Raw genomic sequence first — 16,063 nt, 5'->3', positions numbered from 1 at the left:
TGGGCTTTTTTTCTGATTTCTAACTTCTGATTTCAGTCTTTACTTTTTGCTTTTCCCACCGTATTATTCGCCGCTCTTACTTCAATAGCCATCTACGTCTGGGATGGATTTTGGGTGTAATCCGCATTAATAAACTTCTTTTATTAGAGTCAAGCTTTATCATGTTCTAATCAATAAAAACCACATAAAGTGGAATTGCGCATTCAAAAACCCAGTTGCCTTCACTATTCTTTTTCTGAACACTCAAACTTTCAGAGTTTGGATATTTGAACAAAATAAAGGAATATTCTCCAATAATGATTGGTTCGGTAATGGATAAGTAGGGGTAATCAGTTAAGTCATTAATCAAAGTAAATCTTTTTCCAAGTTTATTCCGGCTGAGCTCTTTTACCCGAATGTTACTGACATGATCGATTAATTGATCTATAGCCCTTTCTAAATTAGGATCTTCAAAAGAACAAAGGGCAATACCACGTTTATCTCTATAGTAACTTCCATATAATAAATGAACCCAGGACTTATAATCGATTGTTTGGAAAAAAATTCGGGTTTCATCCTTTCCGGATTTTCTAAACGCATCTTCTATCACTTGGTACTGTTCTTTAGTAAGATTTTTTTCGACCTGCCCTTCGGAAATAAGTGGAAAGATGATAAATAAAATAAGAAAGCCCCAACTAGTTGCACTTCGTTCCATTGGCCTGATTAGTTCCTGTTGCTTCATTATTTAAGATTTTTTGGATTTCAGCCCAGCTACTTCCTGATGGAATAAACTGTTTTGCTTCATCAATTAATTGAGTGGGATTGTCCGGATTTAACAACCCTCCAAAAGCCATTTTGTAGTAATAATCAAAACCCAAAGTACCTCCTGTCGGGCCAAATTTTTTATCCCAATTGTAAAGTGAAACTGCCATGCCTAGAATAAAATGACTCATCGCAGCATGATGGGTTTCATTCCAATTTTGATCATATTTTTCAAAATATCTTAGTAGTAAATCAAATGTAGTGTGGTTATATCTCAAATCCATATTATAAGTGTTTTCCAGCAAGAAGGCATGGACCGTTTCATGAATAATAGTTCGAGTAATGCTAAGAGAAGTAGCTTTCGCTAAATAATCATTATTCAATGTAATTACATTAATTCCATTGATTCTTTGAGTAATTGCATTAGCTCCGTTTGATACGAACCCATTTTGAATCTGATAGTCAAACTTCCCGCTCTGTTCAAAAAGATCCAGCATTCCCGGAAATATATCTAAACTCCCCAATCCATATAGGTCCGTGAGATAAGAACTTCCCTTTGATAATTGCTTAAATGTTCTGGATGCACAAGGATTAGTTAATCGATTGACAATGGTATTTGGTGAAGGAATAGTCGGTGGGTCATAGGAAGGCAAGTCCCGCGGTGGAGCTGGAACCGGATCATCACAGCATGGGGGACGCTCATAGTCATGGTAATCACTTCCGTCATTCCTATTATTCCCTGAGGGAGTATAGCCTCCTGAACCTGTGCAAACAACTTCTACAACTACAGTGGGTGGTCTTACTACTACAATTCCATCCCTGTCCGTGTAATTATTGGATATTTCCCGAATGATCGTTCGGCAATCACCCATGATTCTAGCCTCCCCCATTGAAGTCTGAAGCTGATACGTGGAATGGTGGGTCAATTCTCCATTATCAAATATAAATCCGATAAAGTGCCGCTCATTATAGGTCCATATATCCACTTTTCCAGACCAGTCATAGGGTATCCCGCCATAACTGATGCTTTTGAAATCTTCTAGGGACTCTTGATTATCCGGATAATACCTCGCAATCAGCGGATCAAACCGCTCCTGTGTCGGATGCTTCACAAACAGTATATTCTGAATCACCAGCTCTGCCGGATCTCTGTCAGGGAAGCTGTCCAGCATACTTGTCGGGAAATATTTGGTGGCATTTTCCAGGCTGACCTCAAAAACCTCCCGCCCATCGGGAAAGTAATAGTGATGAAATTGGTCCCAATCGGGTTCTTTTTCAAAAAAAGGCAAAATCAACTCCTGAGATTCCGTTCGGAAGTTGGAGCCACGCTCGGGCAGACGGAGATTAGTTTTGTTTTCTTCAAACCAAGACTTCACCCTGGCAAGCTGATCACCGGAATTTGGCTCCAGACGGGGAGCTTCAGGCTCTTGTACGCAAGATGTAAGCAGGGAATTTATGGTAATCAGGACAAGCAAAAGTGGTAAAAATCCGGATCTACCTAAATTTTTGTACTTGAGGGGGGGCAAAAATGTTTTTCATAAAATTGAGTTAGGTGGTTGATTAAAATTTCAGATCAAGATTAAAACGATCTGTTTAAAAGTCAAGCACTCCATGAAAATTTGCCACAAAAAAAGCCCAAATCTGGGGATTTGGGCTTAGATATTTTTGGAGATATTGGCACGCATTTACTCCATCCCCTTATCCCGCATCTTGGCGAATTCATCGAATCTACGGAAAATAGCCACGGTAAATCCTATCAACATCACGATAGTTCCTACCCAAAGCACATTGATATAAGGCTTCACGATAGCTTTCATCACCACGTAGTCCTTTTGGTACTGATTGACTTTGAAAACAAATTTGTTCTGATCAGGAAGGATATTCTCCAAGCTGACTCTGAGTCCCAACTCGGTATCAATCACCGGAAGCTTGCCCACTTGATTGTTTCGAATGATAAAGGTCGGCTCAAGCAGTTTTTCCACGTCATAATCCAACACTCTCAATTTTGCCTTGACTGCGACATCCCCTTCCTGTAGGACATAGCCTTCGATCTCCTTCATCACCTCTGCCCCATCAAAATAGGTCACGAAATCCGCAATATGAAACTGCTCCCCGGGACTCACTTCATAAACTTCGTCCTCTTTCCATTCCGGATCGGAATAGTCATTCATCGCTGCCACATAGGTATACAGATCCCGATTGAGGTAGATTTTCGAATCCGGAGAGGAGATCAGCCCACCCATTCCTTCGTTAAACTGAGACATGGGATTGAGGGAAAATTTCAGAGCCTCATTCTGAAAATAGTCAATCTTGAAGTAGTCATTTTCCTCCAAAACCAAATTGACCACATCCCCTTTTTTGAAGTAATCCTTGTAATCAACCAATGCAACCGCTTCGTTGACATTGCCGGTGGATTCAAGATATTTGGCCGGAACGAATTCAGGAACCCCAACCACCTTCTTTTGCCTTCCCCGGTAGACTACGGTGTAGTCTTTCATCTGAGTGGGCTTGTTGATCCAGAGTAGCACATGCTCCTTGTTCATCTCATCCTCCCAGCTGTTGCTGTAGGTGAGCCCGGACATATTGATGGAAATCACATCCGAATACCCGGAACTGAACATGATTCCGATCAGAATCATCCCCAAACCGATGTGGGCCAGTGAGCCTCCTGCCAGTTTGAAGGTGGACTTTTTTAGCAGCTTAGCCAAAATCACCGAGTTGGCGACGATGGTAAACATCCCAGCCAATACGATAATGATGTATTTCCAGTCATAGACCTTAGCCAATACGATCACTGCAGCCGAAAGCAATACAGAGATGATGTAGGGAGTGACCAAAGCCTCTTTAAGTGCTTTTTTATCCATCTTTTGCCACCAGAAAAACTGCCCCACTGCGGTCAGCAAAGCCAAAGCAACGGCAAACCACAACTGGAACTTGGTATAAAACTCCACCTGATCCGCTGGAGGAGCCATATTGGAGATGCCTCCGAAGATTTCGACCAAAGCATTCCAAGCCGGAATAGAAGTAGGCAAAATCACCTGAAAGGACATCAATCCCAAAGTCACCGCACCCAAAAAGATCCAAAACTCACGGGAATAGACGGAGGCTTCTTTTTCCGAAGTAGGAATATGCTTCCAAGCCCGCACCGCCAAAAAGACGGCAATAACGAGGAAAAACAACATGTAAATCAGCAACTGACCGGAGAGTCCCAAATCGGTAAAGGAATGCACCGATGCATCACCCAACACCCCGGATCTTACAAGGAAAGTCGCATACAAGACCAGAATAAAGCTCAGAATCACCAGGACGATGGAGGTCTTCAGAGCGGTTGCGCTTTTCTTAAAAGTGATCATGGTATGGATCGAAGCTACCAAGATCAGCCAAGGCACATAGACGGCATTTTCCACCGGGTCCCAGTTCCAGTACCCGCCAAAGTTCAGCGTGACATAGGCCCAGTATGCGCCCATGATGATTCCCATTCCCAAAATCATGGCTGAGAAGATCGCCCACGGCAAAGCCGGACGGATCCACTCCGAATAGCGCTTGGTCACCAAGCCGCCTATCAGGAAGGCAAAAGGCACCAAAGTAGAAGCATAGCCCAAAAACAGGGTTGGCGGATGGATGACCATCCAGATATTCTGCAAAAGCGGGTTGAGCCCAGTGCCATCCTCCGGAACAAAGTCTGGATTCAACTCAAAAATCGGTGCCTGAGTAGCATCTCTCAACAGGATAAAAGGAGAACTGCCGATTTTCAAATCCCCGATTACCACACCCAGAATCATGGAAACCAAAAAGGCCTGAACAAGGGCAAAAACAACCATTACAGGACCTTCCCAAAACTTATTGGTCTGAATTAGAATGATGCCCAAGACCACATTCCAGAAAGCCCAAAGGATAAACGCTCCCTCTTGCCCTTCCCAGAAGCTGGAAATCATGTAGTGGACAGGAAGCGCTTTGGAACTGTGCGAATACGCGTAAAAATACTCGAAGCGATGATTGTAGATGATCTCAAATAGGGAAAAAGCAATCATCGCCGTAGAACCGGCGTGAATGTAAAAACTGATCCGGCTGAATTTTCTCCAGCTGGCCTTTTCAATTTCATTGGCTCTGAAATACTGGAAATAGGCATAGGCTGTCACCAATGCACTGACAAAGGCCACGATGGTCATCAGGTGGCCGAGATTACCCATAAAGGTATTGATCATGATTTTTTCTTAGATAATAATCCCAACATCACATTCCTGCCGCCTGCACGTCTGTCTCCTGATATTTGGACGGACACTTCATCAGAATCTTATCTGCAACGAAGATATCCTTGTCCCGATAGGAACCGATCACCACGACCTGCTCCGATCGTTGGAAATCTGCAGGAACAGGTTCGTTGTAGAAAACCTTCTGCTCAGTGCCTTCATTGTCCACAAGGAGGAAAGTAAAAGAAGTTTTGTCTTCCCGCACCTCGATTCCGGTCACTTGACCTATCTCATCTTTTTTCAGCTGACCCACCACGTGTATGGCTTTGTCTTCCCCGTCCTGCTTCATTTCCCAGGCGGTACTGAAGCTTTCGTAGCTACTTGCATCCCCGATGGAAGTCATGATGATGACGATGGCTACGGCAATGATGCCCAATCCGATGATATGTCCTTTTTTCATGATATGGCTGATTTATTGGGGAAGATTCTTTTCCAGTTTTGAAATTTTCCGATCTGTATTGATGATATAAACCACCATTCCGGCGAAAATGATCAGAATGATGCCCACCAAAACGTAGATTTTTCCATCGGCACGCATTTGATCAGCCATTTCCACAGTCGTGTTGCTGTAGTCAGCTTCGGTGACCTCAATCTTTTCCTGAGCACTGAGGTTCAGGGAAAACAAAAGGAGGATTATTACAAATAATTTTTTCATCAATCAGGAATTAAGAAATCTATCATGGATAACTCGCTCTACCCTACGGATTCTGACCCGAACGGTTGCCAGCCAAGCCCCCAAAAGAGTCCAAGCCAGGATTGCCGGGTAAAAGACCAGTCTGAGTTTGGAGTCCAGGTCATAGGCATTGAAGCCAGGATTGCCCCCATTACCGGGATGAAGGCTGTCCGTAAGTCTGGGCAGCACAAAAATCAATGGGATAAAGGCTGCAAAAGCAAAAATATTGTAAACGGCTCCGATTCTGCCTCGCTGCTGCGAATCTGCCAAGCTGCCTCTCAAAATCAGATAGGCAAAATACATCAAAAGCCCAATCGCAGCCGCATTTTGCTTCGGGTCTCCACTCCAATAATCTCCCCAGGTAAACTTGGCCCAAAGCATTCCAGTCACAATACCCAATACTCCGAAAAGAATGGCCGCATTGGTAAATTCCAAAGCGAGATCATCATCTTCAAGTCGATTGCTGCGCAAAAACCGAATGCTGTAATAAACTGAAACCATCAGCATCAGAATCATCCCAAACCACATGGTCACATGGAAATGCAGGGCTCGGATCGTCTCATTGAGAATCGGAAGACGGGGTACGTCCATCAATAGACCGGCAGTCAGGGTGTAGATCAGCAAAGCGACCGCCAGGATTTTCCACCAGGATTGGCGCATAGGTTATTTTTGAATTGCAAGTGCAAAAATAAGGCATAAGTTCCTGAATCCCCCCTTTTTTTATGATAAAAGGCTCAAACCTACTTCATGAAAAAAACTTATTGGAATGAACTGAAGTCACCTTCCTAAAAGCTTAAAATCAGCAATTTTCCAATTTTGAAATTTTTCAATTTTCCAATCCTTAACTTTGCCCCGTGGAAAATCAAAAACAGGACATCCGAAAGCTATCTCTCGAGGAACTGGAAGCCTTCTTTTTGGCACACGGAGAAAAAAAATTCCGGGCCAAGCAGGTGTATGAGTGGCTTTGGCACAAGTCCCTGAAAAACTTTGATGACATGAGCAATATCTCCCTCGCAACCCGAGAACTGCTCAAATCCCACTTTATCATCAATCACATCCGGGTGGACCTCATGCAGCACAGCAATGATGGCACGATCAAAAACGCCGTCAAGCTTTTTGACAACAAAATCGTGGAGTCTGTGCTCATTCCCACCTCCAAGCGAATCACCGCCTGTGTTTCTTCTCAGGTGGGATGCAGTTTGGATTGTAACTTCTGTGCCACAGCCCGACTGAAAAGAATGCGCAATCTCAATCCGGATGAGATCTACGATCAGGTGGTAGCTATTAAGGATGAAGCAGAAACCTATTTTCAGCGCCCGCTGACTAATATTGTTTTTATGGGTATGGGAGAACCCCTGCTCAATTACAATAACGTGATCGAAGCCATAGACAAAATCACCTCTCCTGAGGGCCTGGGCATGGCTCCCCGCAGAATCACTCTTTCTACTGTGGGTATCCCCAAAATGATTCGGAAAATGGCCGATGATGGAGTAAAGTTCAATTTGGCCATTTCTCTCCACTCCGCAATCAATGAGACCCGTTCCCGGCTGATGCCCATCAACGATTCCAATCCTTTGGAAGACCTAGCTGAAGCGCTGAAGTACTGGTATCAGATGACCAAGCGTAAAGTCACCTACGAATATGTCATTTGGGAAGGAGTCAATGACGATGAAAAACATGCCCGTGCACTTGCTAAGTTTTGCAAAATCATCCCCTCAAAGGTCAATATCATTCAATATAATCCAATTGATGAGGGAGAATTTCGTCAGGCTAAGCAAGAGGCAGTGGACATGTACGTCCGCATCCTGGAATCTCAGGGAATCATAGCGAAAGTCCGAAAATCAAGGGGTCAGGATATCGATGCAGCCTGCGGGCAACTGGCTAATAAAAATGAAGTGGCAAATTTGGCGTAAACGTCGAATAATTTTTCTTGCAGATTTATCAAACCTTAGTTTATTTACGGCCGTTTTTTAACCAAACCAACTATTTTAAAATGCCCAGATTTACTTTGAGAGCCATCCTGGCTGTCCTGTGCCTTTTCCCCTTCTGTCTAAAGGCTCAAGATGACCTCCCAACCCAAATTCAAAATTACCTCGCGGCCTACCAAGAGGAGTTTCCTGTAGAAAAAGCCTACCTCCATCTGGACAAGCACACCTTCACCCTGGGGGAGGATATTTGGTTCAGCGCCTACTTGGTGGCCGGAGGAATACAGGTTCCCTCCCCGCTGAGTAAGACCCTGTATGTAGATTTTTTTGACGGAGACGGACTTTTGCTTTCCCAGAGAATCATCCAGATCGAAAACGGAAGAGGAGCTGGCGAATTACAGATTCCCCGCTACGGAAAAACCGGTCTGTATCAAATTAAAGCCTACACCTCTTGGATGCGCAATTTCGGAGAAGACTACTTCTTTGAACAATTTGTCAAAGTAGTGGATGGAGCTGGAGGATCATTCCTCCCTCAGGTAGAATACAAATCCGTCTCCTCAGAGGCCGGAAAAGCCAACTATGAAGTAGAACTCCTTGCAGTAAATGCTTCAGGAGAGCCCTTGGCCAATCAGGTACTTCTACTCAGTGCCATGGCAGGACAAGAAGAACTGTATCGCCAACAAATCCAACTGAATGCGCAGGGACAGGTTTCATTTAGCTTCTCCATACCGGAAAAAGATCATGCTGAACAGCATTTGGAGCTGAGTTTTGAAGAAAATCCCGACTACATCGTCACGCAGAAAATCCAGCTTCCTTACACCCTCAATCAGGCTGACATTCAATTTCTTCCAGAAGGAGGTAGCTGGGTTCAGGGGAAAAAAGCCACACTTGCCTTTCGGGCGGTATATCCCGATGGAAGTCCAGCCCAAATATCAGGTCAAATCGAAGGAGTGGAAGACAGTTTGTTTGAAAGTCAATTTGGAGGATTGGGGAAAATCTCATTTATTCCGGATAGACCTAATTACACCGCAGTAGTCAAAAATCCATTTTCTGAGCAGGAAAGAAGAATCCCTCTTCCCGAAGCAACCCAGACCGGATTGACTGTTCAAGTCCAAAACAACCCAGATGCCTCCTTTATTTCTGTATTTATCCAAGGTGAGGGAGACCCAGGGGAACTCTTGCTGTTTTCACACATTCGGGGATTGGTCAATTACATGATTCAGGGAACCCTTACCAATGGGGTCTGGGGAGTACGGATTCCCAAACAAAACCTTCCCTCAGGAATTAACACGGTGACCGTATTGAGAAAAGACGGCACTCCTCTCCTCGAGCGTCTTGTCTTTGTCCAAAGCGGGGACAAATTGGACTTAGAGGTACAAAGCAGAGGCAGCCTTAGTCCTAGAGGTAAATTCCAACTGGAATTGAACAGCAGCATGAGAGGAGCACCCACTCCTGGAAGCTTCTCTGTAGCGGTGGCTGATGCGGATCAGGTCAAAGAAGAAAGCCTGATTCACGGCACTATCTTTTCCCACCTGCTATTGACCTCTGATTTGCAGGGAAAAGTCTATCAACCGGGATTTTATTTTCAGAATCAGGAACCTGCCACATTGGAGCAGCTGGATTTGGTCATGATGACCCATGGCTGGAGGAGATTTACCGTTCCAGAGATTTTGGAGGAAAAGTTTCCTGAAAATGGCTTCTACATTGAGCAGGGAATCACCATCACAGGTCAGGTCAAGGAGCAGACAGTAACCAAGAAGGGTTTGGGCGGAGGAAAAATCAGTGCCTTGATCGGTGAAGGTTTGGAACTCATCGGTTCTGAATACGGACCGGACGGAAAATTCATTTTCACCGGGCTGGAATACCAGGATTCGGTGAGTGTGACCATCACCGCCGAGGATCAGCGGGCAAAAAACTTCATTGACCTGAGTGTGGACCAGCGCAAGCCGGTATTCCCTTCTCTTCCAGGAAAATATACCGCGCAGATTGTTTGGCCGGAGGAACTGGTTGCTACCTATCAAGCCCGCACCCTGATGCAGCAACTCAACGCTGAGGAAAATATCACCGACCTGGAAGGGGTGACTGTAGAAGCTCAAACCTTACAAGAAGAACAAGCCTCTGGCAGAAAGTTTTACGGAGATGGAGATGCTTCCATCAAGCCTGACGAAATTCCGGGAAGTGTCGGGTTTACCAATATCTTTCAGATGATTCAGGGAAGAGTAGCCGGGGTAAGGGTGAGTATCAGCGGAACAGGCGCAAGTGTCCAAATCCGTGGAGCAGGCTCGATTCAGGCAGGAACAGAGCCTTTGTATCTCCTGGACAATGTTCCGGTGGATGCTTCCCTCCTGTTCACCGTCAATCCCAGAGATGTGCAGAGCATAGACGTATTCAAAGACCCTGCTAGGACAGCCATTTTCGGATCTCAGGGTGCCAATGGAGTCATTGCCGTTTACACCAAAACAGGCGCTGGAATCAGCTACCAAAGCGTGGGTGGAACTCTTGTGGTGAGATATGGAGGTTACCATGCAAACAGGGAGTTTTACGCTCCAAAATATGATCAAGCAAGTCCTCAGACGGCCATTACCGATCAGCGAGCTACCATTTTGTGGAACCCTCTGGTAGAAACTGACGCCAACGGGCAGGCCAAGCTTGAGTTTTTCAATTCTGATCTGGCCAAAAGACACCTCATCATCATCGAAGGCATCGATGCGATGGGGAGAATAGGACGAACAGTCAAATTGATCGAATAACTATTGCATAGCTGAGCAAAGCCGTTTACCTTTTACAAAATTTCAAAACTATGAAAAAGGCTTTGCTCGGTTTGTTCTTTTGCGGTATGATTTGCTCCTGGGCAAATGCTCAGCAAAGTGGAGAAGCACGGATTCATGGATATGGAGTCTATGGACTCAGGACAAATCAATTTGGAGCAGGTGGAGGAATTGAATATTTTTTTTCAGACCAATTTGCCCTGATGCCCTCCTACACCTGGATCGATGCTGAGGTAGGAAATCTGTCCAACTTCAGTTTTGACCTCCGCTATTATTTTACTGAAGGAGTCTCCCAAGTCTATGTCTTAGCTGGGTATAGCCAAACCTTCGAAAACACCCAACCGGGTACTGCCGGCACTAGGCGGAATTCGGTAGGTGGAAATATTGGTGCTGGAGCCTACATTCGCATTACTGATTGGATGGGTTTAATATCAGAATTCCGTTTCCAAAGTCAGGGGATCCAGCAGGTGGTGGCAAAAGCAGGTTTAGCCTTTCCTCTTTAGAAACCTACTGCCTTGTACAAACCCGCCGCAAGCAAAGCACCAAGAATAGGGCCTATAATTGGAACCCAAGCATATCCCCAATCCGAACTCCCTTTTCCCTGAATGGGCAGGAGTTGATGCATCAGTCGAGGACCGAAATCTCTCGCAGGATTGATGGCATAGCCGGTAGTACCACCTAATGCCAAGCCAATCACCCAAACCACAAAGGCTACTGGCAAGGCTCCAACAGAGCCCAATCCCACAGGGGTCCCCTGCTCATCCTCAATTTTGGCTCCCGTGATATATAAGACGGCCAAAATCAAAACAAATGTTCCCAAAGTCTCCGAGAGTACACTTGTCGGAAAATTGCGGATGGCCGGGTCAGTACAAAATGAAGCTCGCTTCAGTTCGGGGTTTTCTTCCAAATCAAAGTGAAGCCGGTACATCATCCAAGCTAGCCCCGAGCCCAGCATGGCACCTGCCACCTGAGCCAAAATATAGCCTGGGGCCATGGACCAATCAAATTTTCCGACTGAGGCCAAGCCGATGGTCACTGCCGGGTTTAGATGAGCACCACTGTAGGGGCCTGCTATGACTACTCCACAAAAAACTGCCAAAGCCCATGCCGTAGTGATGGCCATCAGCCCTGCTCCATTTCCTTTGGTTCCCGGAAGGAGGACATTAGCGACTACCCCTACACCCAATAGAAGGAGGACACCTGTTCCGATTAGTTCTGCGATGTATGGATTCATTCTTCTACCCAGTTTTTAGCCCGTTCTACTGCTTTATTCCAAAAATGCACCAATTTATCTCTTTTTGAGGATTCCATTTGCGGATGAAATTCTTTTTCCGATTGCCAAAGATCCTGCAGCTCTTCCCTGCTTTTCCAGAACCCTACTGCCAATCCTGCCAAAAATGCTGCCCCAATCGCTGTGGTCTCAATGATTTCCGGCCTCTTGATCTCGCAACCCAGAATATCTGCCTGAAACTGCATGAGAAAATTATTCGCCGTGGCTCCCCCATCCACCCGGAGTTCCTGAGTGGGTTTGCCGGAATCTTTTTCCATGGCTTTCAATACATCATGTACCTGGTAGGCAATGGCTTCCAAGGCAGCCCGGGTCATGTGTGCAATGGTCGTACCCCGGGTGATTCCAAAGAATGCACCCCGGGCATTTTGATCCCAATGAGGTGCTCCCAATCCTGCTAAAGCCGGCACGAAATAGACTCCATCATTGTCTGCGAGACTGCTTGCCAACTTCTCCGTTTCTTTGGCATGACCGAACATTTCCATCCCGTCTCTCAGCCACTGAATAGCTGCTCCGCCAATGAAAACCGAGCCTTCTAGGGCATAATTGATCTCATTCCCAATTTTCCACGCTACGGTGGTGAGTAATTGGTTTTGGGACCGGACGGCTTCTTTTCCGGTGTTCATGACCAGAAAGCAACCCGTTCCATAGGTAGTTTTAGCCATTCCGGGCTCGGTACAAAGCTGACCAAAAAGCGCCGCCTGCTGATCTCCGGCTACTCCTGCAATGGGAATTTTGGTTTTCAGTACATCTCCGGCAGTTTCGGTAAATACCTCACTACAACTTTTCACTTCAGGCAACATCGAAGCAGGAATCCCAAAAAGATCCAACAATTCTTTATCCCATTGCTGGGTATGAATATTGAAAATCATGGTTCTACTTGCATTGGTGATATCAGTCAAATGGCTTTGGCCTGCCGTGAGCTTCCAAATCAACCAAGAATCCACGGTGCCAAATGCCAATTCACCGGCTTCGGCCTTTTCTCTTGCTCCCTCCACATTTTCCAGAATCCATCGGATTTTTGTGGCAGAGAAGTAGGCATCGATAATCAGTCCCGTTTTACCGGCGATAAGTTCGGCATGTCCCTTATCTTTCAATTCGTTGCAATAGGACGCAGTTCTACGATCCTGCCAGACGATCGCATTGTAGATGGGTTTTCCTGTTTTTCTTTCCCAGACGATGGTAGTCTCCCGCTGATTGGTGATGCCAATCGCAGCGATCTGATCGGCTCGAACCCCCTTGTTGAGAAGCGATTCTACCAAAACAGCCGATTGGGTGGTCCAGATTTCCATGGGGTCGTGCTCTACCCATCCCTGTTTGGGAAAATGCTGCTTGAATTCCTTCTGGGCGACGGAGACGATTCGCCCGTTATGGTCAAAAATAATGGCTCTGGAGCTCGTCGTACCTTGATCGAGTGCAAGGATGTAGGATGGATTTTGGGTCATTGCTTGGGTTTGTTTTGGGAAAAAAGGATTAGAAAAAAACCTCTGATTTCAATTAAGTTTTTATCAAATATTTGGTTGCTGTTTTTTGGAAATCTTCCAACTCTGCGGCGATCCACTCTTCATCTTTACCCATCTCCTCGGCCATAAGTCGAGCCACCTTTTCAGCGCAATCCAAGGCCGCTTGGGCATCAAGTATCAACATTCGAATTCTTCTGGAAAGCACATCGTCTAATTTTTGGGCCATTTCACTTCTCACCGCCCAAACCACCTCAGCAAGGATATTGGGAAAATCAGGATGGATGGATGATGCCCAGGCTGAATTCTCTTTAGCCAAATCTTGGATTTGTCCCGCATGGGACCCATATACCTTCCAATGACCCGATGGAATATCCCGAGTGTAGCCATACAAAAGAATATCCTGGGATTTGGAATCCGGTACTTTCAGTCCGGTGACTTTGGAGTAGTAGTCTACCGTATCCTCCCCCATCTTCCGGAAAGTGGTCCATTTCCCTCCCGTAATGGAGACCAATCCACTTTCAGAGAGAATGACCTTGTGAGATCTGGAAATCTCCTTGGTTTTGGTACTCCCCTCTTTTGGCCTAGCCAAAGGCCTAAGTCCTGCGAAGACTGCTTTGACGTCTTCTCGGGTGGGTTTTCGGGTTAGATAGCCTGAAGCGGTTTCGATCACGAATTCAATTTCCTTCTGCAAGGCCTCCGGCTCCAATTTGGGCTTTTCCCGAAGGGTATCGGTGGTCCCAACTACCAATTTCCCATGCCAGGGGACGGCGAATAAAACTCGACCGTCTTTGGTTTTGGGAATCATCAACGCATCTTTTCCTCCCAAAAAATCCTGATCCAACACCAAATGGATTCCTTGACTGGGCTGTATGGTTTTGGGTGCTTCCGGATTGTCCATTTGCAGAATATTGTCTGCAAAAACCCCGGTGGCATTGACAATCATTCGGGCCTGAACGGGATATTTCTTCTTCGAAATTTGGTCCTGAATATTCAATCCGGTGAGTTTGCCGTGCTCGTTTTTCTGAAGGGAAGTGACCTTGGTATAATTGAGGATACAAGCTCCTGCATGGTCTGCAGTCTGGGCGATGGCCAAGGCTAATCGGGCGTCATCAAATTGCCCGTCAAAATACACAATCCCTCCGTATAGATTTTTAGGTTCAATTCCCGGCATTCTACGGAGGGTTTCCTCTTTGGAAATATATCTCGAGGGGCCCAAACTCAGGTTGGCCGCCATGTAATCGTAGATTTTTAGGCCAGCGCTATACTGTACCCGATCCCAAAGCGTGTAGACCGGAATGATAAAGGCTTGATTTTCGGTGAGATGAGGGGCGTTTTTGATCAGTCTTCCCCGCTCTTTTAGTGCTTCCAAAACCAAAAAAACATCTCCCTGAGCCAAATATCTCACCCCCCCATGGAGTAGCTTGGTACTTCGGCTTGATGTCCCCTTGGCAAAATCAGCCTTCTCAAAAAGTGCTACCGACATCCCGCGGGATACCGCATCCAAGGCCACTCCAAGCCCCGAAGAGCCTCCGCCGATGATGGCAATATCCCAAATTTTATCCTTGTCTCTAAGCTGATTTAAGTTTTCTTCTCGATTCATTTTCTTTCCCATCTTGGCTAAAAGTAGTAAATAAAGAAATAATAAGAAATAAAAAGAAATAAATAAATACAATTTACTTTCTTTTTTATTTCTTTATTTATCTTGTTGCCGTCTAAAACCTATCTTAAACCTAAGGTCTAACCACAGGAAAGCACCTATAGTTAAGCTTTCCCAATTCTCAAATCATCATGAAAAAATCAATTTTTCTTTTTCTGCTTTTCGGCTTGCCGCTTACGGTTGCAATTCAAGCACAGACGATTGAAAGCTTGGCAAAGGAACTGCCGCCTCATTTCTCCATTCTTACCACTTGGGGTGTTAGGCCTGAATGGGATGAGAAATCAGAAAATATTTATTTCCTGAATAAACTTGTAGGCGATGTGTTCAAGATCAACATTGCGACCAGGGAAGTTTCACAGGTGACTTCTGGATTTTACCATGGAGGCATTCACCGTGTGCTTGGTTTGGCTAATGGTGACCTTTTACTTGCGATGGGTTCATCGATTTTTGATGCAAACAATCCCGAAAAGGATCGTCATTCTGGATTGGGGCTTTATGTTCTTACAAAGGAAAATCCGAATACACCTTATGCCTTAGAGGCCTACTGTGATGAAGGTCCGGCTGTATCCAAAAACAGTCTGAAAATCGCATGGACGCTGAAAGGTCAGCGGGAAATCAAAGCCGGAGAGATTTATTATGAAAACGGAGTACCCAAGCTGAAGGATGTTCAAACTGTGATCTCCTATCAGGACTCCTCCGCCTACGTGAGGTTGGAAACTCAGGACTTTCGGCCACCCGTCAATGAGGAATTGATTTACACCCATTATTGGGGAGATGAAAGAGACCAATATTTCAACTCTCAGGTTTTTGGGTTCAACCTCACCACCAAAGAGACAAAAAAATACACGGACTTGCCCAAGAGCTACAATGAAGCTGAGGGGATATTTCCAAGCGGAGATTTTATGGTGATCGAAAGTGATCGTCATCAACCTATGAATGAACGAAACAAATACAAGCTTGATATCTACAAACTCAAATTGGACGGCAGTGGAGAAGTGGAGCGTTTGGCGGATTTTTCCACGCGGTATTTTAACAGAATCAAATCTGATAATCCCGTGGTAAACAAAACAGGCAAAATCATTGCCCACCAATTCGGCTACCAAAAAGGTGCAGGTGATGGCAGGGGAATATTTTTGTTTGATTTGGAGGCCTATGAAAAGGCTAAATCGGGTAAAAAAGATTAATTGCAGTCGAATTCATTGTAGGGTTTGATTGAATGAAATTTCATACAAATGCTTAAAAGGAACTTTGCCAATAGAGTCCATCGAAGGCCAATTGAACTAGTGAATTCCAAATCT

The 16,063-nt window shown here is 45.3% G+C and carries 13 protein-coding genes; 4 read left to right on the top strand and 9 right to left on the bottom strand.

Annotated features, from left to right (window positions below; all coding sequences use genetic code 11):
* Positions 1-166: 166 nt before the first annotated feature.
* The 6 genes from AAA943_RS03010 to ccsA (AAA943_RS02985) form a co-directional block, all read right to left on the bottom strand.
* Positions 167-694: a hypothetical protein gene (locus AAA943_RS03010; protein ID WP_338222774.1), complete on the bottom strand. Its 528-nt coding sequence runs from the start codon at positions 692-694 to the stop codon at positions 167-169.
* Positions 675-2,117 carry a hypothetical protein gene (locus AAA943_RS03005; RefSeq protein ID WP_338222773.1) on the bottom strand — a complete coding sequence of 481 codons (1,443 nt, stop codon included), beginning with the start codon at positions 2,115-2,117 and terminating at the stop codon, positions 675-677. The genes AAA943_RS03010 and AAA943_RS03005 overlap by 20 nt, the downstream gene beginning before the upstream one ends.
* Positions 2,118-2,426: 309 nt before the next feature.
* Entirely contained in the window at positions 2,427-4,946 is a 2,520-nt protein-coding gene (ccsA, locus tag AAA943_RS03000) for a cytochrome c biogenesis protein CcsA (protein WP_338222772.1), read from the bottom strand.
* Between the two features lie 28 nt (positions 4,947-4,974).
* Positions 4,975-5,391, bottom strand: a complete 417-nt coding sequence (locus tag AAA943_RS02995) for a cytochrome c maturation protein CcmE domain-containing protein (RefSeq protein WP_338222771.1) — start codon at positions 5,389-5,391, stop codon at positions 4,975-4,977.
* Between the two features lie 12 nt (positions 5,392-5,403).
* Positions 5,404-5,646, bottom strand: coding sequence for a CcmD family protein (locus AAA943_RS02990; protein ID WP_338222770.1), 243 nt, complete (start codon positions 5,644-5,646; stop codon positions 5,404-5,406).
* Positions 5,647-5,649: 3 nt separating this feature from the next.
* Positions 5,650-6,324 carry a cytochrome c biogenesis protein CcsA gene (gene ccsA / locus AAA943_RS02985; RefSeq protein ID WP_338222769.1) on the bottom strand — a complete coding sequence of 225 codons (675 nt, stop codon included), beginning with the start codon at positions 6,322-6,324 and terminating at the stop codon, positions 5,650-5,652.
* 194 nt (positions 6,325-6,518) lie between these two features.
* Here ccsA (AAA943_RS02985) and rlmN point away from each other — a divergent pair, with 194 nt between their 5' ends.
* From rlmN to AAA943_RS02970, 3 genes are all read left to right on the top strand, one after another.
* Positions 6,519-7,577, top strand: a complete 1,059-nt coding sequence (gene rlmN, locus AAA943_RS02980) for a dual-specificity RNA methyltransferase RlmN (RefSeq protein WP_338222768.1) — start codon at positions 6,519-6,521, stop codon at positions 7,575-7,577.
* A gap of 80 nt (positions 7,578-7,657) precedes the next feature.
* Positions 7,658-10,339 (top strand): TonB-dependent receptor plug domain-containing protein, encoded by a 2,682-nt coding sequence (locus AAA943_RS02975; protein ID WP_338222767.1) that lies wholly within the window; start codon positions 7,658-7,660, stop codon positions 10,337-10,339.
* A gap of 50 nt (positions 10,340-10,389) precedes the next feature.
* Entirely contained in the window at positions 10,390-10,860 is a 471-nt protein-coding gene (locus AAA943_RS02970; protein WP_338222766.1) for an outer membrane beta-barrel protein, read from the top strand.
* Here AAA943_RS02970 and AAA943_RS02965 read toward each other — a convergent pair.
* Genes AAA943_RS02965 through AAA943_RS02955 form a run of 3 tightly spaced genes read right to left on the bottom strand, consistent with a single transcriptional unit; the run spans position 10,857 to position 14,708 of the window.
* Positions 10,857-11,591: an MIP/aquaporin family protein gene (locus AAA943_RS02965; protein WP_338222765.1), complete on the bottom strand. Its 735-nt coding sequence runs from the start codon at positions 11,589-11,591 to the stop codon at positions 10,857-10,859. The genes AAA943_RS02970 and AAA943_RS02965 overlap by 4 nt on opposite strands.
* Positions 11,588-13,090 (bottom strand): glycerol kinase GlpK, encoded by a 1,503-nt coding sequence (glpK, locus tag AAA943_RS02960; protein WP_338222764.1) that lies wholly within the window; start codon positions 13,088-13,090, stop codon positions 11,588-11,590. Before glpK ends, AAA943_RS02965 begins: the two co-directional genes overlap by 4 nt.
* A gap of 52 nt (positions 13,091-13,142) precedes the next feature.
* Positions 13,143-14,708, bottom strand: a complete 1,566-nt coding sequence (locus AAA943_RS02955; protein WP_338222763.1) for a glycerol-3-phosphate dehydrogenase/oxidase — start codon at positions 14,706-14,708, stop codon at positions 13,143-13,145.
* A gap of 188 nt (positions 14,709-14,896) precedes the next feature.
* Between AAA943_RS02955 and AAA943_RS02950 the strand changes: the two genes are divergently transcribed.
* Complete coding sequence (locus AAA943_RS02950) at positions 14,897-15,949, top strand: hypothetical protein (RefSeq protein ID WP_338222762.1); 1,053 nt, start codon at positions 14,897-14,899, stop codon at positions 15,947-15,949.
* Positions 15,950-16,063 lie beyond the last annotated feature (114 nt).

The sequence above is a fragment of the Algoriphagus confluentis genome, assembly GCF_036245625.1.
Lineage (GTDB): Bacteria > Bacteroidota > Bacteroidia > Cytophagales > Cyclobacteriaceae > Algoriphagus > Algoriphagus confluentis.
This window is presented reverse-complemented; position numbering and strand designations above follow the sequence as displayed.

Coding starts and splice junctions, on each gene's coding strand:
- AAA943_RS02995 (WP_338222771.1), bottom strand. CDS start 5,391: ATGAAAAAAGGACATATCATCGGATTGGGCATCATTGCCGTAGCCATC.
- AAA943_RS02970 (WP_338222766.1), top strand. CDS start 10,390: ATGAAAAAGGCTTTGCTCGGTTTGTTCTTTTGCGGTATGATTTGCTCC.
- glpK (WP_338222764.1), bottom strand. CDS start 13,090: ATGACCCAAAATCCATCCTACATCCTTGCACTCGATCAAGGTACGACG.
- ccsA (WP_338222772.1), bottom strand. CDS start 4,946: ATGATCAATACCTTTATGGGTAATCTCGGCCACCTGATGACCATCGTG.
- ccsA (WP_338222769.1), bottom strand. CDS start 6,324: ATGCGCCAATCCTGGTGGAAAATCCTGGCGGTCGCTTTGCTGATCTAC.
- AAA943_RS02990 (WP_338222770.1), bottom strand. CDS start 5,646: ATGAAAAAATTATTTGTAATAATCCTCCTTTTGTTTTCCCTGAACCTC.
- AAA943_RS03010 (WP_338222774.1), bottom strand. CDS start 694: ATGGAACGAAGTGCAACTAGTTGGGGCTTTCTTATTTTATTTATCATC.
- AAA943_RS02975 (WP_338222767.1), top strand. CDS start 7,658: ATGCCCAGATTTACTTTGAGAGCCATCCTGGCTGTCCTGTGCCTTTTC.
- AAA943_RS02950 (WP_338222762.1), top strand. CDS start 14,897: ATGAAAAAATCAATTTTTCTTTTTCTGCTTTTCGGCTTGCCGCTTACG.
- AAA943_RS02965 (WP_338222765.1), bottom strand. CDS start 11,591: ATGAATCCATACATCGCAGAACTAATCGGAACAGGTGTCCTCCTTCTA.
- AAA943_RS02955 (WP_338222763.1), bottom strand. CDS start 14,708: ATGAATCGAGAAGAAAACTTAAATCAGCTTAGAGACAAGGATAAAATT.